Annotated in this window: 21 protein-coding genes and 1 tRNA gene; 7 read left to right on the forward strand and 15 right to left on the reverse strand. The window is 43.3% G+C overall.

Annotation, left to right across the window (positions count from 1 at the left end):
- The first annotated feature begins 7 nt into the window (after positions 1-7).
- Both NHB34_RS07950 and NHB34_RS07955 read left to right on the forward strand, forming a co-directional pair.
- Entirely contained in the window at positions 8-805 is a 798-nt protein-coding gene (locus tag NHB34_RS07950; protein WP_353427111.1) for a transglutaminase family protein, read from the forward strand.
- A 50-nt stretch (positions 806-855) separates the two neighbouring features.
- Positions 856-1,680 carry a proteasome-type protease gene (locus NHB34_RS07955; RefSeq protein WP_353427112.1) on the forward strand — a complete coding sequence of 275 codons (825 nt, stop codon included), beginning with the start codon at positions 856-858 and terminating at the stop codon, positions 1,678-1,680.
- Positions 1,681-1,682: 2 nt separating this feature from the next.
- On the opposite strand, the gene NHB34_RS07960 is transcribed toward NHB34_RS07955, so the two are convergent.
- Entirely contained in the window at positions 1,683-2,015 is a 333-nt protein-coding gene (locus NHB34_RS07960; protein ID WP_353427113.1) for a hypothetical protein, read from the reverse strand.
- Complete coding sequence (locus NHB34_RS07965) at positions 2,008-2,145, reverse strand: DUF3149 domain-containing protein (RefSeq protein ID WP_353428582.1); 138 nt, start codon at positions 2,143-2,145, stop codon at positions 2,008-2,010. The genes NHB34_RS07960 and NHB34_RS07965 overlap by 8 nt, the downstream gene beginning before the upstream one ends.
- Before the next feature lie 132 nt (positions 2,146-2,277).
- On the opposite strand from NHB34_RS07965, the gene trxC reads away from it, so the two are divergent.
- Together trxC and NHB34_RS07975 are read left to right on the forward strand one after the other, a co-directional pair.
- The gene (gene trxC / locus NHB34_RS07970) at positions 2,278-2,697 is read left to right on the forward strand and encodes a thioredoxin TrxC (RefSeq protein WP_353427114.1); all 420 of its coding nucleotides are present in this window, start codon (positions 2,278-2,280) and stop codon (positions 2,695-2,697) included.
- On the forward strand, positions 2,694-3,638 hold the full coding sequence (locus NHB34_RS07975) for a prenyltransferase (protein WP_353427115.1): 945 nt from the start codon (positions 2,694-2,696) through the stop codon (positions 3,636-3,638). Before trxC ends, NHB34_RS07975 begins: the two co-directional genes overlap by 4 nt.
- Here the strand turns inward: NHB34_RS07975 and NHB34_RS07980 are convergent.
- From NHB34_RS07980 to NHB34_RS08015, 8 genes are all read right to left on the reverse strand, one after another.
- Complete coding sequence (locus tag NHB34_RS07980) at positions 3,595-4,311, reverse strand: Crp/Fnr family transcriptional regulator (RefSeq protein WP_353427116.1); 717 nt, start codon at positions 4,309-4,311, stop codon at positions 3,595-3,597. The genes NHB34_RS07975 and NHB34_RS07980 overlap by 44 nt on opposite strands.
- A gap of 91 nt (positions 4,312-4,402) precedes the next feature.
- A complete protein-coding gene (locus NHB34_RS07985) occupies positions 4,403-4,621 on the reverse strand; it encodes a DUF2892 domain-containing protein (RefSeq protein ID WP_353427117.1) in 219 nt (72 codons plus the stop codon).
- A 16-nt stretch (positions 4,622-4,637) separates the two neighbouring features.
- Positions 4,638-4,955 carry a metalloregulator ArsR/SmtB family transcription factor gene (locus tag NHB34_RS07990; RefSeq protein WP_353427118.1) on the reverse strand — a complete coding sequence of 106 codons (318 nt, stop codon included), beginning with the start codon at positions 4,953-4,955 and terminating at the stop codon, positions 4,638-4,640.
- 9 nt (positions 4,956-4,964) lie between these two features.
- Positions 4,965-5,942 (reverse strand): rhodanese-like domain-containing protein, encoded by a 978-nt coding sequence (locus tag NHB34_RS07995; RefSeq protein ID WP_353427119.1) that lies wholly within the window; start codon positions 5,940-5,942, stop codon positions 4,965-4,967.
- A gap of 10 nt (positions 5,943-5,952) precedes the next feature.
- The gene (locus NHB34_RS08000) at positions 5,953-6,579 is read right to left on the reverse strand and encodes a hypothetical protein (RefSeq protein ID WP_353427120.1); all 627 of its coding nucleotides are present in this window, start codon (positions 6,577-6,579) and stop codon (positions 5,953-5,955) included.
- Between the two features lie 8 nt (positions 6,580-6,587).
- The gene (locus tag NHB34_RS08005; RefSeq protein WP_353427121.1) at positions 6,588-6,821 is read right to left on the reverse strand and encodes a hypothetical protein; all 234 of its coding nucleotides are present in this window, start codon (positions 6,819-6,821) and stop codon (positions 6,588-6,590) included.
- Positions 6,822-6,839: 18 nt separating this feature from the next.
- Positions 6,840-7,409: a YeeE/YedE thiosulfate transporter family protein gene (locus tag NHB34_RS08010; protein ID WP_353427122.1), complete on the reverse strand. Its 570-nt coding sequence runs from the start codon at positions 7,407-7,409 to the stop codon at positions 6,840-6,842.
- A 1-nt stretch (position 7,410) separates the two neighbouring features.
- A complete protein-coding gene (locus NHB34_RS08015) occupies positions 7,411-7,938 on the reverse strand; it encodes a YeeE/YedE thiosulfate transporter family protein (RefSeq protein ID WP_353427123.1) in 528 nt (175 codons plus the stop codon).
- A gap of 281 nt (positions 7,939-8,219) precedes the next feature.
- Between NHB34_RS08015 and NHB34_RS08020 the strand changes: the two genes are divergently transcribed.
- From NHB34_RS08020 to NHB34_RS08030, 3 genes are all read left to right on the forward strand, one after another.
- On the forward strand, positions 8,220-11,426 hold the full coding sequence (locus NHB34_RS08020) for an efflux RND transporter permease subunit (protein WP_353427124.1): 3,207 nt from the start codon (positions 8,220-8,222) through the stop codon (positions 11,424-11,426).
- Positions 11,427-11,441: 15 nt separating this feature from the next.
- Complete coding sequence (locus NHB34_RS08025) at positions 11,442-12,857, forward strand: TolC family protein (RefSeq protein WP_353427125.1); 1,416 nt, start codon at positions 11,442-11,444, stop codon at positions 12,855-12,857.
- A 408-nt stretch (positions 12,858-13,265) separates the two neighbouring features.
- Positions 13,266-14,228: a c-type cytochrome gene (locus tag NHB34_RS08030; RefSeq protein WP_353427126.1), complete on the forward strand. Its 963-nt coding sequence runs from the start codon at positions 13,266-13,268 to the stop codon at positions 14,226-14,228.
- Between the two features lie 86 nt (positions 14,229-14,314).
- On the opposite strand, the gene NHB34_RS08035 is transcribed toward NHB34_RS08030, so the two are convergent.
- The 5 genes from NHB34_RS08035 to rpsU form a co-directional block, all read right to left on the reverse strand.
- Positions 14,315-14,391 (reverse strand) — tRNA-Ile (locus NHB34_RS08035).
- A gap of 210 nt (positions 14,392-14,601) precedes the next feature.
- Positions 14,602-17,094, reverse strand: a complete 2,493-nt coding sequence (gene rpoD / locus NHB34_RS08040; RefSeq protein ID WP_353427127.1) for an RNA polymerase sigma factor RpoD — start codon at positions 17,092-17,094, stop codon at positions 14,602-14,604.
- Between the two features lie 222 nt (positions 17,095-17,316).
- Positions 17,317-19,305 carry a DNA primase gene (dnaG, locus tag NHB34_RS08045; protein WP_353427128.1) on the reverse strand — a complete coding sequence of 663 codons (1,989 nt, stop codon included), beginning with the start codon at positions 19,303-19,305 and terminating at the stop codon, positions 17,317-17,319.
- Positions 19,306-19,354: 49 nt separating this feature from the next.
- Positions 19,355-19,801: a GatB/YqeY domain-containing protein gene (locus tag NHB34_RS08050; protein ID WP_353427129.1), complete on the reverse strand. Its 447-nt coding sequence runs from the start codon at positions 19,799-19,801 to the stop codon at positions 19,355-19,357.
- A gap of 105 nt (positions 19,802-19,906) precedes the next feature.
- Positions 19,907-20,119 (reverse strand): 30S ribosomal protein S21, encoded by a 213-nt coding sequence (gene rpsU / locus NHB34_RS08055; protein ID WP_011903537.1) that lies wholly within the window; start codon positions 20,117-20,119, stop codon positions 19,907-19,909.
- Positions 20,120-20,185: the final 66 nt, after the last annotated feature.

The raw sequence follows: 20,185 nt of genomic DNA on the forward strand, positions 1-20,185 counted from the left end.
GAAAAATATGCGCCTCAAAATTCGCCACAACACTGAATATCGGTATGAAACGCCGGTTCGCTATTCCATTCAAGAATTGCGATTGACCCCACCCAACACCAATGGACAACAAGTTGAAAAGTGGAAGATCAACACCCCCATTAAGGCGTCCAATTCTTTAGATGCGTTTAATAATCTATGCCACGTTTTTGCGCAGGAAAGCCCCTACACTTCGATGCTCATTGAGGCCGAGGGGGAAGTGCTAACAAATAATGCCCATGAATTTATCGATGGTGCAAATGCTGTTTCTCCATACCATCTATTGCAGCAAACCAACTTAACTGAACCTACCGAAGAGATGCTGGGCTATTTTTCTTCAAGCCTGCCCCGAAAAAATTCTATCGATGAAGTCTTGGTTCTTGCTGCCGCAGTCCAAAAGGCAATTCAATATGCACCAGGTAAAACAAACTTTGCAACTACGGCCACGCAATCGTTTGTCATGAAGTCGGGCGTCTGCCAAGATCATGCACATGTGATGCTCAGCCTATGTAGGGCCTCTAACATACCCGCGAGATATGTCAGCGGCTACTTTTTTGCAGATGACTCACCTAACCTTGCCAGCCATGCTTGGATCGACTTCTGCTCCAATATTGAAAAAGGGATTTGGATCAGTGTTGATATTACCCATGCTTGCCTCATTGATGCCAGACATGTTCGGCTAGCAATTGGACGCGATTATTATTCAGCGGCGCCCGTAAAAGGAGTACGATCAGGCGGCGGGGGTGAAGAGTTAAGCGCTAATATCTCCATTCAGCAATTAGATTAAATAAAAACTACAAATTAAGCTGCACCGATAAAAATAAGGGATTTTTTGGTATGACATATTGCGTGGGGATTTGCCTCAAAGATGGATTGGTTTTTCTATCTGATACACGAACCAATGCAGGCGTAGATCAGATTGGCACTTTTAGAAAAATGACTTTGTTTCAAAAAAGCAATAATCGTCTATTTACACTAATGAGCGCCGGCAATCTTGCTATCACCCAGTCTGTTAAAGAAGTTCTGCTTCAGGGTCAATTATCTAATGGCAAAAATTTATGGAATGTAGCCAACTCCCATGATGCCGCAGCAATAGTGGGCGATGCAGTAAAGCAGATATATGACCGAGACCACAAAGCCCTTGAAAAAGCAGGCATTGATTTCAATTGCAATTTTATTTTTGGCGGCCAAGTAAAGGGCGAAAGTCCACGCCTTTTTAATATATATTCCGCAGGAAATTTCATCGAAGCAACACCGGAAACCTGTTACTTTCAAATTGGGGAGTCCAAATATGGCAAGCCAATTTTAGATCGCGTACTCAATTACTCAACTCCATTGAATCTAGCTACTAAGTGTGCACTGATCTCTATGGACTCAACTCTTAAAAGTAATATATCGGTAGGCCTGCCTCTAGATCTCTTGGTTTATGAAAAAGACTCTTTGAAAGCCGATAAATTGGTAACCATTGATGAATCCAATCCCTACTTCCAGTTGATTCATGAGCTCTGGGGAGAAAAATTACGGGAAGCATTTAACTCCATTGCCGAGCCAAACTGGAGTGGCTCAAAGAAATCTAGTGCAATCTCGTCACCCGCCAAGAAGATGGGAGTGATTAGCATCAATCGAGAAATACGGAAAACTGCGCCAACTAAAAGAAAGTAGTTTTAGCGGGGCCTATCAGAATCCTCTAAAGGATAAGCATCGGCCACATATGCTGGGCCCTTCATCAACACAACAATATAAGCGCCAATCACGATGGTGAATATTGCAATCCAATAACAAATCAAAGTGGCAATAACTAAGATATCAATAAATCCAGGGCTACCTGAAATGCCTACTGCTTGGGGCTGACTTGGAAAAAGTCGAACCAATAGGGATGGCATCAAAATTGACAAAGACCCCATCAGCGTCCAGTAAGGCGCCTGGCGCAAGATCCATCGCTCCTTGCCAGGAGGCGAGGTTTTATAGCCCGGTAGTTTATTGAGCAACTTACCCATCAATCTGCGCACTCTTTTTCATAAAAAGTCTCACAAAGAATACAGCCATTCCTATCATAAAAAGAATAACGGCTAGACTCAACTGACCTGCGAATGTTCCAAATAGCTCTAGTAACATAATCTCCCCCATTAAAAAGTTCACTTCCAATGTAGGCTATGTCCATACTGAAGTGTTTGATTCAAATCAAACTATCTAATGATGATTTGGGCGGATAATCAGTTCATGATTTAGATCAATTTTAAGAAAATGCAAAGGATATGAATGCTACTCAAATGCCCTAACTGCTCTAAATTTAATCGACTTCCGCTTGAAAGAATAAGCCAACAACCAATTTGCGGCTCATGTAAATCTAGCCTCCTATCTGGTCCGATAGATGCCGATCAAGCCAGTCTCCAAGAAATTCTTCGTCTGAGCAAACTTCCAGTAATTGTTGATTTTTGGGCTCCATGGTGCGGCCCCTGCAAAATGTTTGCGCCAACCTTTCAGGCAAGCGCTAAAAATTATGGGGAAAAAATACTTCACATTAAAGTCGACACAGAAGCTAACCCAGCTATTGGCCAGCAATACAATATTCGATCAATTCCAACTTTAGCCATATTTAAACAAGGCGCAGAAATTGAGAGAATTTCTGGTGCGCTTCCTCCACAACAACTGGAGAGCCTGATTAAAAATGCAATATGAAAGCCATTAAACATTATTTTTTAGCAACCAGACCTAGCTTTCTAACCATTACACTTTTGGGCTGTTTAATTGGCCTATTCAGCAGCAAAAATTCGATTGGGCAACACTGGGGTATTAATTTATTGGCCGTTAGTGCTGCCGTCTTTGCTCATGCGGCCGCAAATGTATTCAACGACTATTTCGATCACTTCAATGGCACAGACTCTATTAACTCAGATCGCGTCCCTCCATTTACGGGAGGTAGTAGATACATTCAAGAGAATATCTTTAGCCCAGCAGAAATCAAACAGTTTGGCTTAGCACTTCTCTTACTTTCAATTGGTATTGGGCTATATCTGTGCTTACAGAGCACATGGGCCCTTCTGCCAATTGGAATAGTGTGCATAGCGATTACATGGATGTACTCAGCCCCACCTTTTGACCTGATGTCACGTGGATTTCTGGGTGAGCTTGCCATCACTTTATCTTGGGCTTTAATTGTGATTGGGTTTGCTAGCCTGCAACTAAACCAATTTGATGCGGCAGCAATTTTGATTGCACTCGCCTATGGATGCATGGTGGCAAATATCTTATTTGTAAATCAAATTCCTGACATCAAGGCAGATCAATGTTCTAAAAAAATGACCCTTGCAGTCCGATCTTCTGCAAAACGTTTATGGATCTGGTACTTAGCTTTTTTAGTCAGTGCTTACGTATTTCAAATAATTGCAGTAGAACTTGGTCAGACTTCTTCATATACATTAGTCACTCTTTTAATAGCGCCGTTATTCATAGGCTGCGCCATTAAATTAAAAAATGGCGAACTTAATAAAGCCCTCATGCGCACAGTGATTCCGCTCAATATATTGAGTGTTCATCTATATGCCATTCTGCTCTGCATTGGTTTGCTTATAGGTGCTAAAGTCCCTTCTTGGCAAACTCCTCCAATACCTTCATACTAGGAATTTGCACGGTCAGCCTTGTGATATTTGAAATGAGACCTAAATCTGCCATAGATGCTAAAGCCCTGCTGATTGTCTCGAATTTCACATCCATCATCAGACCCATATCCTCACGCTTAAATAGCGGCGCAATAGCAGTAGCTCCAGACTCTTTTGCTAATTTGAGAAAAAAGCGGGCCAAACGAACCTCAATTCTGCCGGTATTGATTTCGGAGAACCAAGATTCCGATTGAAGCAATGCCTCACCCCATTTACGCACAATTTGCCGATGTAAGCGAGGGGACTCTTCACCCAAACTGGTAATGATTTCTTTTGGGATTTTGCATAAATGCGTATTAGTTAACGCAACTGCAGAATGCTCATATCTCTCACCTAGCAATGCCTCCATCCCAAATAGATTGCCCGGCAAAACTATTCTGACGATACGCTCAGAGCCATCAGAATTAATATGCAATATCTTTATGTATCCACTGCGCAAGGTATACAACCATTGGGCGGAATCGCCTTGAGCATAGATTTCGGCGTTTGCATCGTAGCTTAAATCATCGATTGGACTATGTATTTTTGAGAAATCTTCCTCATTTAATTCAGCAAATAATGCCGAACTTCTAATTGAGCAATTTTCGCAATCGCTAACACCCTGCCATGCGCTTTTAACTTCAATTGTTTTCATTTAACCAACCGAATAAGAAATAGATAGAAATTGATTGACTAGTTAACAATCTAGACAAAAAATTCTATCTATTCTTTCCGCTGAAATTAGCTTACTTATTACAACGGCCGCCTTCACAAGAAGCGCCTGTACCACAAGTATTGATTTTTAGGAGTGGGTAAGCAGGGCAAAATCTAAACAAGCCCGTTGCAAGTGGAACAATTCCGATCCAACCCCATGTGCTCACCATTCCAGTCAACGTCAAGCCAATCAACACTAAACCAACTGCCATACGTAAAATTCGATCAATACCACCAACATTGCATTTCATATTAATACTCCTTTAGTTATTTACTACAGTAATTTCGATACAAAATATTCATAACCTCTAATGCCACATGATTGGAGAGTGAGTAGTAAATTTGCTTACCCTCTCTCCTCGTTTGAACCAACTCTTCATTTCTTAAAACAGTCAGCTGCTGAGATAAGGTAGGTTGATGAATATCAAGACGTTCTTCAAGCTCACTTACACACATCTCACCTTGACTGATTTGACATAAGAGCATCATGCGATCTCTATTTGACAAAACTTTCATTAGGCGACATGCATCATCTGCAGACGACTGCATCTTTTTAAGATTGATATTGTTTTTAACGATTGGCATTGAATAACTCTAGTTAAGTGGTACACCAACTAATGGTCGCCCTTCAAGCGTCCAAAGATACAGTGAACCATCATACAACTTGGTTGATTTATTACCCACTAGCTCAGACATGACAAACCAACCACCTGCTGCCAAATGACCGGTATTGCAGTAAGAAATTGTTGGACCTTTAGTACTCAGGCCATTAGCTGACATCAATGCATCATAAGTATTCTTTTGCCAGAAATAGAGGGCGCCATTGCTTGGTTTTGCAAGCAACTCAGGAGCCAACTCTTTAGAACCAGCAATATGACCAAATGTCAAAACATCTGGACGCTTTGCAAGACCTAAGTACTGAGCAGGTTGACGGGCATCTAATAGTTGAGGCTTACCACTCTTAGACGCTGCAGCTACTTCCTCGGAACTTGCAATCAACTCCTTACGATAGGCTTTTGCAGACCAATTGCCAGCAGCTTTTGCGTTATTGGCTGTCACGAAATCACGGCCCTCACCAAGCCACCCAGCAACACCGCCATCTAATACCGCTACCTGATCCTCGCCATACACTTTAAAAGTCCAATACGTTCTTAATGCTTCATCAATATCAGACATATCCTGCCCAATTGGAACTAAGACAATTGGCTTTTCAGAGTTGATACCCAAAGACTGAATCAATTTCTCAAAGTCGGCTTTTTCCGGAATTAAAAACTTATATTTTTTACCGTCTATGGTACGTTCTGCGCGAACTTTCTTGAAATCTAACAGGCTTGAGTTAGCAATGTGCCCACCCACTTCGACAAGAAACTTCTTGCCGGTTTTTTTATCCACATCAAACTCAGGATTTCTGGTGTAGCTAGCTAGATCTGTTCTCACCTCAATTACTTGAACCTCAGAAAGATTGTTCGCCAACCAATCGGCGCTAACCACTGGACCGGGCAAGTTTATTGCTTGGGCCAAGCCAATGAAGCCTGTTAAAACTAAAGCTAGAAGCCATTGCATCTTTTTCATATATACCCCTTTACGAATTTACATCCAATAAACACTCTGAAAGACGAGCCATTAAATCAATCTTGCACTCTGTTAAAACGTGATGCTCTCTTGAGTTGAGCGCAAGATTTCGATCGCCCAGTTTTTTCGTTAGCTGATCGAGCTTTTGATCTCTTTCCAACACTAGATTTTCAATTTCCACGCCAAATAACTGAATCAAAGCACCAATCCATCTACTCACTGGGGCCATACGACCTTTAACAGTCATCTCAAACCCCTTTAGTGAACGAATGACCTCTCTGGCATCAACAATATCTTCGCCAGTTACCCACTCATTGGTGGTAAACAAGCGGACTGGCAAGCCCTGTTGATTTAAAGCAATTCCCAGTAGATGATGAAAAGCATCTTCACTTCTCTGAATCACATGAAAGTGACCATGTTCACCGCTTGGCATCTCGCTAGACGCATGCGCATGGTAATAGAACTCATAGCCACTAACACTATCTACCAAATCATTATTTGGATAATGTTGCCACTCAATAAAATCTCTAGCCCCACATAATGCGGCCTCATTCAGAGTGCGACCAGATTTAGCATATTTAAGCTGAATACTCGCCAACTCTTGAGCCGCTAACCAGAGATTAGATTGGGTAAGCATGTAAATAATTACTCTGCAGCTTTACGTTTTTTTGGGCCACATGGATTAGCAGGTCCACAAGGATTGGCTGCTTTTTTCTTTGCGGGTCCACAAGGATTTGCACTCTCCTTTTTAGGGCCGCAAGGATTTTTTTGTTCTGCACCAGGCGGATTCGTGGGTGCATCTGCTGAATGAGCCAATGGTGCAGCAGCCAAACCAGCCAAAGCCACTGCTAAAGCTGCTACCGTAGATTTTTTAGACATCAATTTCCCCTCAAAAAATTAAACTGAAGAATTACGAACGGGGCTTTTGCACTTCTTCTCCATCCAAGAGCCCAATACAAATACGCCGATTGCGGCAAAAACCATCACCACATCAATAGATAAAGCCGAAATGTTGAAAGCCTCTGGCAATGAATCGCCTTTTGAAAATTCACCAAGCGTGGTTAATGACTCAATAGCTGGATAAATGCCGGCAAAGAGAACTGTGCCTAGCAATAATCCAATCAAGAAAATTGCCGCATCAATTCGGCCAGACATAAAGCCAACAACTGAAGTTCCAGGGCAATATCCACCAATGGCAAAACCTGCGCCAACCAATGCACCGCCAATTGCTGCCGCACCCAAAAATGCTGGGGGGACGAATAAATTTCCCGCATCGACAAGGCCAAATTTTTCTAATGCCAAAAGACCCACTGACGCAAACACAATCGCTGTGAACATCACCTTAAACACCGACCAATCTGTTAATCGAAATTGGCCGGTTAACTTGTTAGGGTTACCAAATCCAGCGCGCTCCAAAACAAAGCCAAACCCTATACCCAAAATAAGACCTGAAAAAATCTCACCCATCTTATTTCTCCTCTTTCATTAAACGACTAGCTAGCAACCCTACAGCAAAGAATGTGCCCAAAAAGGTAAATCCCGCCAAACTAAGAACTGCTGCGCCAGATAACCCAAGACCACTGGTACAGCCAGCGGCAACACGAGCACCAAAGCCAGCAAGCAATCCACCAACCAAGGCAGTTAATGGACGTTTAGCTCCGCCCAGATATTTCTTGCCATCTAATTGGAAATGAATTCTTTTTGCTAAAAATGCCGATAACAGAGCCCCGATTGCCACACCAACCACTTGCCATGTTATCCAGGCACTTAAAGGGCTGCCATCCTCAACCATGCCACCTAAATAATCATTGGCGCTAGTTGCAACTGGTACCACATACATTCCAAGCCATGCAGTCAATCTCGTGGTAAATCCGGTTGCCCCGAGGCCATGTCCAGTAATTACAAATGTACTTAATAGCACTACCCCCAACATGAGCCCAGCCACAAGGGGGTTCATGTATTTCGTGGATTCAGGCCTTGATACCTCTTGTTTCATTAGCACACCCTCACTCTTACATTTGATTAATTAATATTATATATATTTATATAATATATACAAGCGCCTGTCAAACCCATAAAAACACTTATAAGAAGGCGTATTGGCATGATTGGCCTTAAGGCATATACATCTGGATGAAGTACGCCGCCAAAAATGCAATGACCGCTAGTACTGATGGGGTATTGCCACATTTTTCTGGCCAGCTATACGACTGAGGCTTTATAGGATATTATAACATTATATATATTTATATAATGTTATAGACAAAAGGCATCTTCATGAAGCTCGGAATTTCTGGACGCATAGCATCATTCTTTCAATCAGCGCAGATTACTCCTTTGCTAGCGTTACTAGCATTGCTACTGGGCTTATTTGCAATTTTGATCACTCCCCGCGAAGAGGAACCCCAGATTAATGTGACGATGGCAAACGTGATCATCCCCTTCCCGGGTGCAAACGCAAAAAACGTAGAAGAAATGGTCTCGATACCAGCCGAGCAAGTACTTTCTCAAATTGCTGGAATTGAACATGTCATGTCTATGTCTCGGACAGGATTATCAGTTATTACCGTTCAATTCAAAGTTGGCGTTCCTAGAACAGAAGCTTTAGTTAGATTACATGACACAGTAGCAGCAAACTCCGATTGGCTGCCAAAAGGCTTAGGAGTGATGCCTGCCATCATTAAGCCAAAAGGAATTGATGATGTCCCTATTCTCTCGCTGACACTGTTTTCAAAAAGTTCATCAATCAGTGCATATGAAATAGAAAAAGTTGCCAATCAAATTGAGATTCATTTAAAGCGCATTAAAGGCACACGCGAGGTAACAACCATTGGAGGACCAAAACGTGCCATACAAATTCAGATTAACCCAGAAAAAATGGCCATCAGGGGTGTCACCATTCCTGAGTTGCGGTTAGCACTCGAGTCAGCCAATCTTGGAATGCCTGTTGGCGACTTGCTTACCCAACAGGGTTCTGTAGCGATTGAGACAGGCCCATTCTTGCAGGATTTACAGGATGTTGAAAATATCGCCTTAGGGATTCGTCAAGGAAACCCAATTTATATCAAAGATATAGCCGATGTAATTGATGGTCCAATGCAAAGAAGTCGATTAGTTTGGCATTCAGAAAGAACATCTACTAACTATCCTGCAGTAACAATATCCATTTCTAAAAAGCCTGGTGAAAATGCCGTTGATGTATCAAATCAAGTTCTGAGCCAGCTTGATTCGCTGAAAAAAACGTTGATCCCAAAAGATATCGAAATAGCAGTTTCGAGGAACTATGGAGAAACCGCGAATGAAAAGGCGGTCAAATTAATTCAGAAGCTAATTTTTGCAACACTATCAGTAGTAGCTTTGATTTTCTTTGCGCTAGGTCGTAGAGAAGCGTTGATTGTTGGATCAGCTGTTGTGCTGACGTTATCCGCAACTCTATTTGCTTCTTGGGCATGGGGCTTCACAATAAACCGCGTATCACTATTTGCCTTGATTTTTTCGATAGGCATATTGGTTGATGATGCAATTGTCGTAGTAGAAAACATTCATCGACATCAACTACTTTTTCCCAATAAAAGTCTAAAAGAAATTATCCCTTCTGCAGTAAATGAGGTTGGCGGGCCAACAATCTTAGCCACCCTTACCGTTATTGCAGCATTACTTCCCATGGCATTTATCAGTGGCCTAATGGGGCCATATATGAGCCCAATACCTATTAACTCAAGTATGGGGATGTTGCTTTCATTGGCCATCGCATTTGTCATTACTCCATGGATGGCCAGAATTTGGTTAGTCAACCACCAAGAAGATTTGGGCAAGCATTTCAACCTAGCAGTCTGGTTAAGCCCTAAATTTCAAAAAATATTTAACCCGCTATTAGATGATCAAGTCGGCAAGAAAAATCGAAAGCTCCTTGGAATCGGAATCATTTGCGCAATCTTGATATCCATTGCATTACCGTTAACAGGCATAGTGGTGCTCAAAATGCTTCCATTTGATAACAAATCTGAATTTCAAGTGATTCTGGATATGCCACCAAATACCCGAATAGAAAGCACCTCAAATGTATTAAAAGAAATGGGTGAGGCCATATCGAAGTTTCCTGAGGTCAGCAACTACCAAATTTATGCTGGCACTTCTGCACCCATCAACTTTAATGGCTTAGTGCGCCAGTATTACTTTAGACAAAACCCTGCGCTAGGTGATATACAGGTTAATCTTGTTGATAAACATCAGCGATCGGATAAGAGTCATCTCATTGCAAGTCGAATTCGACCAACTCTAGAACAAATTGCCAAAAAATATCATGCTGCGGTCAAAGTCGTAGAGGTCCCACCAGGGCCACCCGTACTCTCACCGATTGTTGCTGAAATCTATGGCCCTAATTCAGAAGGTAGGCTTCAAGTTAGCAAGTCTGTCAGAGCAGCATTTGAAAAGACTGAAGGCATAGTTGACATTGATGACAGCAGTATTGCTAAATCACCAAAACAATTTTTAGTGATAAATCGCCAAAAAGCGAGTTTGATGGGCGTTTCCCAGCAAGCCATTGTGACAACCCTAAGGGCTGCCTTATCGGGAGAGGATGTTACCTATATTCATGATGCATCAAAATATCCCGCCCCCACAGAAATTAGACTTCCTGAGAGCAAACAAGATTCTTTAAATGAACTACTAAAGCTCACCGTCAGGAATTCCCAACGAGAAGCAATTCCTTTAAGCCAATTAGTGTCTATTGTTGATGCCGATCGTGAACAAACGATCTACCATAAAGATCTCTTACCCGTAAGCTACGTCATAGCAGATACCGCCGGAAAGATTGATAGCCCCTTGTATGGCTTATTCAAGGCAAGAGACTTCACTCAAAAAATTCAGGGCCCCCAAGGGCATCAAGTTGAAGAATTTTTTACAAAAGCCCCAATGGACCCTTATCAAAGGTACGCAATTAAATGGGATGGTGAATGGCAAATAACGTATGAAACCTTTCGAGATATGGGGGCAGCCTATGCTGTCGGACTCATTTTGATTTATTTATTAGTTGTAGCGCATTTTGGATCATATTTAACACCCCTCATTATCATGGCGCCTATTCCGCTAACGATCATTGGCGTAATGCCTGGGCATGCCTTATTGGGAGCTCAATTTACAGCAACCTCAATGATAGGAATGATTGCGCTAGCTGGAATCATTGTGCGTAACTCAATATTGTTGGTAGATTTCATTAACCTCCAAGTACGAGAAAATATACCCTTTAAAGATGCGGTAGTTAATGCTGCAATCACCAGGGCTCAACCGATAGCGCTTACGGGACTGGCGGCTATGCTTGGCGCATTCTTCATATTAGATGACCCCATCTTCAACGGGCTTGCAATTTCCTTAATTTTTGGAATTTTGATATCCACCGCTCTGACATTGATCGTTATTCCCATGCTGTATTACTCGGCGTATTCACAGCGGGTGAATGAAATTATTCAATCTGGCCATGAATAACATTAAGAATCTGAGATGAAACACCATACAAACCCGAAAGGTAGCATGATGAAAATCCGCAGCATTAGACCATTTGCAGCTGCAGCCATTGCTTTACTGTGTATTTCTGCGACTTCTACAAAAGCAACAAGCTTAATTGAAGTATGGCAAGAGGCACAAAATCGAGATCCGGAATTTATTGCAAGCAGATATGAGCAAATGGCTGGCGAGAAACGTCGAGATCAAGGGACCTCCTTATGGCTGCCTAGCCTGAATTTAACCGCCCTTACTGGTAGCATGAGTTACAACACCTCCACAACGGGGGCGCAATTTTATGCTCCAAGCATGGGAACAATTAATGGCGCCACATTTAATACTTCAATTAATAATGGATTTGTTAATCGCTATGCTGTCGGTGCGACTCAATCAATATACAACCTTGAGCGTCTTGCCCAAAGCAGACAGTTAAATTATTCTGCAGACGCTTCGGATTTGGGGGCCCAAATTGCCAGTCAAAATCTGATATTGCTAGTTGCTGAGCGCTATTTTGAAGTGCTTAGCGCTGAAGAGGCGGTGCGATTAATCAGTAAACAAGAGTTGGCTATTGAAAATACTCGTCTGCAGATAGAAAAACGATTCAAGCTTGGAGATGCCAGCCAAACAGACATGCAGGAAGCAAATGAAAGACTTGAAACTGTAAAAGTACGCTCCTTAGATGCTAAAAATAATCTCGCTATCAAAAAACTCGCATTACAAGATTTATTTGGGACTGCTGTAAAAATTGACAAATCTAAGATTGGATTGAATACAGGGCAAATGACAATTGCAAGTCTCGAAACATATGTTAGCAAGCTGAAGTCACAAAATATTCAATTGCAAATGCTTTCTGTCCAAGAAAAGGCTGCAAAAGAAGAGGCTGCGAAGTATGAAGCAATAGCATCACCTAAACTTGATGCCGTTGCTCAAACAGCAAAAGATAGTCTTAATGGCTCTGGTAACTTTGGTCCGGCTAACAATACCGCAACTAATAACTACCTTGTAGGTCTTCAACTATCCATACCCATTTATACCGGCGGATATAGAAGCGCTAAGCATGAGGAGTCTCTATTGTTGGTAGAAAAAACGAAGGCGCAATATAAGCAATCAGAGCAAAACCTAGAAAGGGCTCTGAGATCCATTTGGCAATCTCTTTACACCGCAAAAGATAAGCTTAATGGATTAGCTAACGCCAAAAAGACTGGTGAAGCAAGACTGAATTCGACTCGCCTTGGGTATTCCAACGGATCACGCACAACGATGGAGCTTCTCGCTGCAGAGAGTGATTTAATTGCCAACGAATACATGCTTTACATGGAAAAGGTCAATTACCTACTCAATAGATTGCGGTTAGCTGCGCTCTCTGGTGAAATTTCTGAACAGAATCTTAGAGAGGCAAATGCTTATCTACAGTAAGCAATCACACACTATTACTTACAAGCTTTTTATACAAAAAGCCATCAAAATAAATGCCAAGAGCGCACACCCCCCCGAAAATAAAAATGCATATAGCGGTGCTACAGATTCATAAATCTAGCCAAAGATAAATGAGGTCTCAATGCAACGCCCTAAAGTCCAAGTTCGAGGTACTGCAGGCCTTTTCTTAAATCCCTTGATATAAGTAATGCAAATGTTCCAAATAATTTGAATAACATAGTCACCCCTAATGAATGGTCCACCTTTAATGCAGACGATGCCTGGATTAAAGTGTTTGATTTAAATCAAACCATCCAAATATGATTGGCGGAGATAATAAGTTCATGATTTAAATCAAGATGCATAAAGAATTAATGACTAGATTTTTAACCACCATTAGGGCTTCATATGAAATTCAATAAGCTTTTACCAATAATCCTCATCACCCCATTTTTTGCCATTGCGCAAACCGACGATATTGGTAAAAAGTATGACGTCGATAGCCTGCCTAATGATCACTATGGTCGTTTAGTGCGCTATGGAAAACATTTATCCGAAAAAACATTTGAAGTTATTGGACCGGAAGTTGCTGATAAAAAAATGCGCTATGCTGGCAATAACTTAGCATGCACCAACTGCCATCAAGATGCCGCAACAAAAAAGTTTGCTATGCCATGGGTTGGTGCGCAAGCAACATTTCCCCAATATAGGGGGCGTGAAAATGATGTCAGCACTATTGAAGAACGGGTGAATGGCTGCATGGAAAGGAGTATGAATGGAAAAGTTCTTCCATTTGATAGCCGAGAAATGAAAGCTTTTGCCACCTACATTCACTTCTTATCTAAAGGTGTTCCAGTAGGCAGTGCTGTTGAGGGTCAGGGATTGCCAAAATTCACTCCTCCAGACAGAGCATCTAATCTAGCGTCAGGCGAGAAGGTGTATGCTGAAAAATGTGCGGCATGTCATGGTCAAGATGGTGCTGGACTTAGGAACGGGAAAGTGGGTGAGGCAAAAGGTTATACATTCCCACCGCTATGGGGCAAGGATACTTTCAATAACGGAGCTGGAATGAACCGTTTATTAACGGCTGCAGCATTCATCAAAACCAATATGCCACTTGGCTCATCGCATGGTCAGTCTCTGCTATCTGACGAGCAAGCTTATGATGTAGCTGGCTATATCCTAAGTAAGCCACGTCCAGTCAAATCTAATTTAGATAAAGATTTTCCTGCTCGCTGGAATAAGCCAGTTGATGCGGCATTCCCCCCTTATGTAGATGGCGCCTCCGCTGAGCAGCATAAGTACGGCCCATTCCAACCGTTAATGGAAAACATGAAGCGATTGAAACCTGTTTTGGATAAGGGCGCCTAGGCTTACCCACGCACATTTTTATATGCCAACCATTACTTAAAGTAATGCCAAAAAAATACCAACCCGAAGGTTGGTATTTTCATTTCTGGTGGGCCCACCAGGACTTGAACCTGGGACCAAAGGATTATGAGTCCTCTGCTCTAACCAACTGAGCTATAGGCCCATGAAGCTAATTTTAGTTGCACATTTTTTTGGTCAAACAAGCGTCAAAAAAACGTGCAAACTGTAGAAGCGGTGTAGAAGCAATCTTTTACTACTACACCACGTACAACCTGTTGAAACATAAGAGGTTTAAGCGCAAACAACTCACGGTTAAATCTTTTATGAGTCCTCTGCTCTAACCAACTGAGCTATAGGCCCGTTAGTCTTTGGCTCAATCTTCCTCGAGGAAGGTCTTGAGCTTATCGCTACGACTTGGGTGACGCATCTTGCGTAAAGCCTTGGCTTCAATTTGGCGGATACGCTCACGAGTCACATCAAACTGTTTGCCCACTTCTTCTAGAGTATGGTCTGTACTCATCTCCACACCAAAGCGCATACGCAATACTTTTGCTTCACGTGGTGTTAACGAATCCAACACATCTTTTACAACATCGCGCATAGAGTCATGCAATGCTGCCTCAGAAGGCGCCAAGGTATTGCCGTCTTCAATGAAATCGCCCAAATGTGAATCTTCATCGTCACCAATTGGTGTTTCCATCGAGATTGGCTCTTTGGCAATCTTCATGATCTTGCGAATCTTATCTTCTGGAATCTCCATCTTCAATGCCAATGTTGCTGCATCTGGCTCATGACCAGTTTCCTGCAAGATTTGACGGCTGATACGGTTCATCTTGTTGATGGTTTCAATCATGTGTACAGGGATACGGATCGTACGCGCTTGATCGGCAATCGAACGGGTAATCGCCTGACGAATCCACCAAGTTGCATAGGTAGAGAACTTATAACCACGGCGGTATTCAAACTTATCTACCGCTTTCATCAAACCGATGTTGCCTTCTTGAATCAAGTCCAAGAATTGCAATCCACGGTTGGTGTATTTTTTCGCAATAGAAATTACCAAACGCAAGTTCGCTACCGTCATCTCACGCTTAGCTTCGCGGGCACGCTTCTCGCCAGCGATCATCTGCTTGTTGACTTCTTTGAGCTCAGGCAATGGAATCACGACATTTTTCTGAATGTCGATGAGCTTTTGTTGCAATTCTTGAATCGCTGGAACGTTACGCTGCAAGAGTGCGCTATAAGGCTTGCCTTCTTTGAGCAACTTATCTGTCCAGCCTAAGTTCATAGACATCTTTGGGAAGTCTTTGAGAACATCACCACGGTTTACGCCCACTTTATCCACTAACAAACTGACGATACCGCGCTCTAATTTCCAAACTTGATCCACTTGAGCGCGCATAGTGTCACATAACTTCTCAACACTCTTAGCAGTCAAACGGAAACCAAGTAACTCAGCACGAATCGCTGCTTGCGCTTTCACATAAGCTGGGCAGTTGTAACCCTCTTTATCAAAAGCACGACGCATTTTTTCAGCTTGCGTACGAACAATTGCAAATTTCTCTAAGGAGATTTGCTTTAATTCTTCGAGTTGCTTAGCGTTGGCTGTTGCAGCGCCACCGCCTCCGCCGCCACCCTCGTCGTCGCCATCTTCATCGCCGACTTCAGCATCAGGATCAACCTCTGGCTCATCAGGTCCAAGCTTAATATCTTCAGCATTTGGATCTACTAAGCCATCAACAAATTGATCGATCTCTAATTCGCCAGCGGCGATCTTGTCAACGTTACTTAAAATTTCTGCAATCGTTACAGGACATGCAGACAAGGCCATAACCATGTCCTTAAGACCTGCTTCAATCTTTTTAGCAATGACGATCTCGCCTTCGCGAGTCAATAAGTCCACCGTACCCATTTCACGCATATACATACGTACTGGATCGGTAGTGCGACCAAATTCAGAATCTACAGTAGACAATGCTGCTTCAGCCTCTTCTTCAGCCTCTTCTTCTGAAGCTGCCGCTGCTGTAGTGTCAGACAAGATCAATGTTTCTGCGTCTGGCGCTTGTTCGTAAACAGTAATACCAATGTCGTTTAACAGACTGATCAACGTTTCTAATGCATCGGCATCAGACAATTCATCAGACATCACGTCATTCATCTCGCCATGGGTTAGGTAACCCTTGGACATACCCATCTTGATCAATGTCTTTAAGCGAGCGCGGCGCAACTCTTGCTGCTCTTCAGTACCCAACTGCTGTGCAGCGAATTCTTTTAAGAGCGCCTTTTCTTTGGCTTTACGCTCACGCGCTTTTTGACGATCTGTTAATACTGGCTCAGCGCCATCTGCAGGCGCTTCCTTGGCCTTGCGACCACGCTTTTTTTCTTCTTGAGGAGCCACTTCAGCCTCAAGCGCTTTTGCTTTTTTGCCTTTTAATTCTTTTGGATCTTCAGCCTTACCCTTTTTTGCCAGTTTTTCATCTTTTACAGATGCCTTAGTAACTGGCTTTGCAGGAGTCTTGCCTTTTGATGCTGGTTTAGCAGGAGCCTTAGCAACAACTTTTGATTTTGGTGCTGGCTTAGCTGGTACTTTAGCTTTCACAGCGGTTTTTGCCTTAGGCGCTGGTTTAGCAGGAGCCTTAGCAACAACTTTTGATTTTGGTGCTGGCTTAGCTGGTGCTTTAGCTTTCACAGCGGTTTTTGCCTTAGGTGCTGGTTTAGCAGGGGCCTTAGCAACAACTTTTGATTTTGGTGCTGGCTTAGCTGGTGCTTTAGCTTTCACAGCGGTTTTTGCCTTAGGTGCTGGTTTAGCAGGGGCCTTGGCTTTTGGGGCTGGTTTAGCAGATTTTTTTGTCTTGGTATTAGGCATTTGTTAGCACTTACTCACATTACTGTTATTGATCGCGACCGTTTATGCACAGCCCCGTAGTCCACTTACCCAAAATTTCCTAAAAACTAAGCGCAAGTGGCTGAATTAATTCGTTTTTTTCTTGGGAACAGAGGATTATAGTCGATTGCGACTTTTTTGACCCCGGCTTGGCTAAAAATATTGGGTATTTTTAGGTCATTTCTGGGGGAATTTCAGTAAATCTCAGGCAAATTTAAGCTTTTCACCCAATTCTCGATAACGGGCCTTATCTTGCTCGCTGGCACCCCCCCCAGCAATTTTTTGGGCAATTTCAGTCATTTCTTGCTTTAGGGTCACTTTTTCCAGTTTTCCAAAAGCACCTTCTAGATCTGCAGCGGCACCCTCAAGCTCAAGATCACTACCCATAATACGTTTTCTGAGCACTTCATACATGGATGCAAGTTCACTGCGGGAGAGTTGATCCTGGAACATCGCAAAAGATCCTGCGCCAACGGTCAACTTACCGCTTTCATCTGGGATGAGCTCAACCTGATCACATTGCGCTAGCAAATCGGTCATCAACATCAAAGCATTTGCAGATCGTTGTTCTGCTGCCTTTAATGCCAAAGCACGCTTACTCTCATTTAATGCTTTTCCTAAATGTGGAAACTGAATGAGCACACGCAAAATTTGTTCAGCCAAATCCATCGGTGCTTTAGGTGGCTCAATGGCTTGAGTGGCCACTCGTTTTGCCGAACCCTTTGAAGCTTGCCATGGCGCCCCTTGTCGATTGCTACCAGAAAAAGAATTTGGATAATTTGGGTTATTGGAATTTCCCGTGCCACCAGGGTGACTTGTGCCATAAGTTGATCTTGCTGTTGTCGCTTGATATCCAGATGGCTGCACTGGCGCTGGAACGATACTCAGACCACAGAATGATTCCAACTCAGCAGGAGTGGTGTTGGTGCGGATAGCTAACTCACGCAACATTTGCGTGCGTAGCGCAATCGGGGGCATCGATAACAATAAAGGCTTGGCCGCATGGTGTGTCTGCGCCCTGCCTTCTGGTGTAGTTAGATCATGACCTTCGCTTGCCACCTTAAAGAAAAAACTCGAGAGCGACATGGCTTCTTTGATTGCTTTTTCAAAGGCTGTCTCGCCATACGCTCTGACATAACTATCCGGGTCATGCTCTGTTGGCAAAAATAAGAAACGAATTTCTTTATCGTCAGACATCAGTGGCAAGCAAGCTTCAAGTGCACGCTGCGCTGCACGTTGCCCTGCTGCATCACCATCAAACGAAAAAACCACTTTATCGGTTTGGCGCAATAGCATGCGCACATGATTGGCAGTGCATGCAGTACCCAACGTTGCCACTGCATTTGGGAAACCCAACTGCGCAAGTGCAACCACGTCCATGTAGCCTTCGCAAACGAGCACATATTCTTTGGCGCGTATGGCTTGTCTTCCTTCAAACAATCCGTAGAGCGTATTGCCTTTAGAGAACAAGGGCGTTTCAGGAGAGTTTAAATATTTTGGTTCGCCTTGATCCAGGATGCGGCCACCAAACCCAATCGTCTGACCTTTTGGATTACGAATTGGGAACATGATGCGGTCTCGGAAACGGTCATAACGTTTTACAGGTGCCCCCTCTGACTGTTCCCCCTGAATAATCAAGCCACCCTCAACAAGCGTTTTGGCAATGTCATCATTCGAGTAAGAGCCAAATACCGCTTCAAGTCCTTGCCAACCATCTGGGGCATAGCCAAGAGCATAACGTTTTGCGATCTCACCAGTTAGGCCGCGCCCTTTGAGATAGTCAACTGCACGGGTGCTTCCTTTGAGTTGTTGGCGATACCAATCGGCTGCTGAACTCATCACTTCACTGAGCGCCATGGCTTGCTGTTGACGCGCAACATCATTTGCGCTGCGCTCTTCACGAGGAACATCTAAGCCAGCAGAGCGCGCAAGCTCTTCAATCGCGTCCACGTAACCTAAGCCGGAATACTCCATCAAGAAACTAATGGCAGATCCATGGGCGCCACATCCAAAGCAGTGATAGAACTGCTTAGTAGGTGATACTGAAAATGATGGTGACTTTTCTGAATGAAAGGGGCACAGGCCTTGATAGTTTGCGCCCGCTTTTTTTAACTTTACATGCTGCCCAACCACATCAACAATATCAACCCGATTTAAAAGATCAGCAATGAAGGATTGTGGAATGAGCGCCATACAATCAGTATGAAACGGTTTGGAAGGTTTTGCTAGTTAGTAAAGCGGCTTACTTTGCCAATGCAGCTTTAACCAAGCCAGACACTTTGCCCATATCAGCCTTGCCGGCTAATTGAGCTTTTAAAGCGCCGATCACTTTACCCATATCTTGTGGTCCTGCAGCACCAGTCGCAGCTACTGCCGCAGCTACTGCCGCTTGCACTTCTGCATCTGACATTTGCGCTGGCAAATAGGCTTGCAAGATAGTCATCTCGGCGGACTCAACTGCTACTAAATCATCGCGTCCTGCTTTTTCAAACTGAGAAATCGAATCTTTACGTTGCTTAATCATTTTTTCAACGGTAGCAATCACTGCAGCATCATCGAGCACGATGCGATCATCTACTTCGCGTTGCTTGATTGCAGCCAATAAAAGACGAATGGTTCCTAAGCGCGCAGTTTCTTTAGCACGCATGGCAGATTTCATATCTTCAGTGATTTGATCTTTCAAACTCATAGAGTGATCCTAGTTTTCTGAGGTGGTGATTAAAAAGCAAAAACCCGCTGCGTTTCACCGTCAGCGGGTTTCAAAGCTTCTCGGTGAAGAGAGCTTTAAATTCTATTAGTAAAGCTTCTTCGGCAACATTTGGCTGCGAATACGCTTGTAATGGCGCTTAGCAGCTGCAGCCTTTTTACGCTTACGCTCAGCCGTTGGCTTCTCGTAAAACTCGCGTGCACGCAAGTCTGTCAAAAGACCATTTTTCTCAATGGTGCGCTTGAAACGGCGCAATGCCACTTCAAATGGTTCGTTTTCGCGAAGGCGGACTGTAGTCATACTTATTTAACTCGTATATGCTCGATAGGTATCGAAAAATTAACTGAATTGCGATTCTAGCACGAC

This window comes from Polynucleobacter sp. MWH-UH19D (genome assembly GCF_040409795.1).
GTDB lineage: Bacteria > Pseudomonadota > Gammaproteobacteria > Burkholderiales > Burkholderiaceae > Polynucleobacter.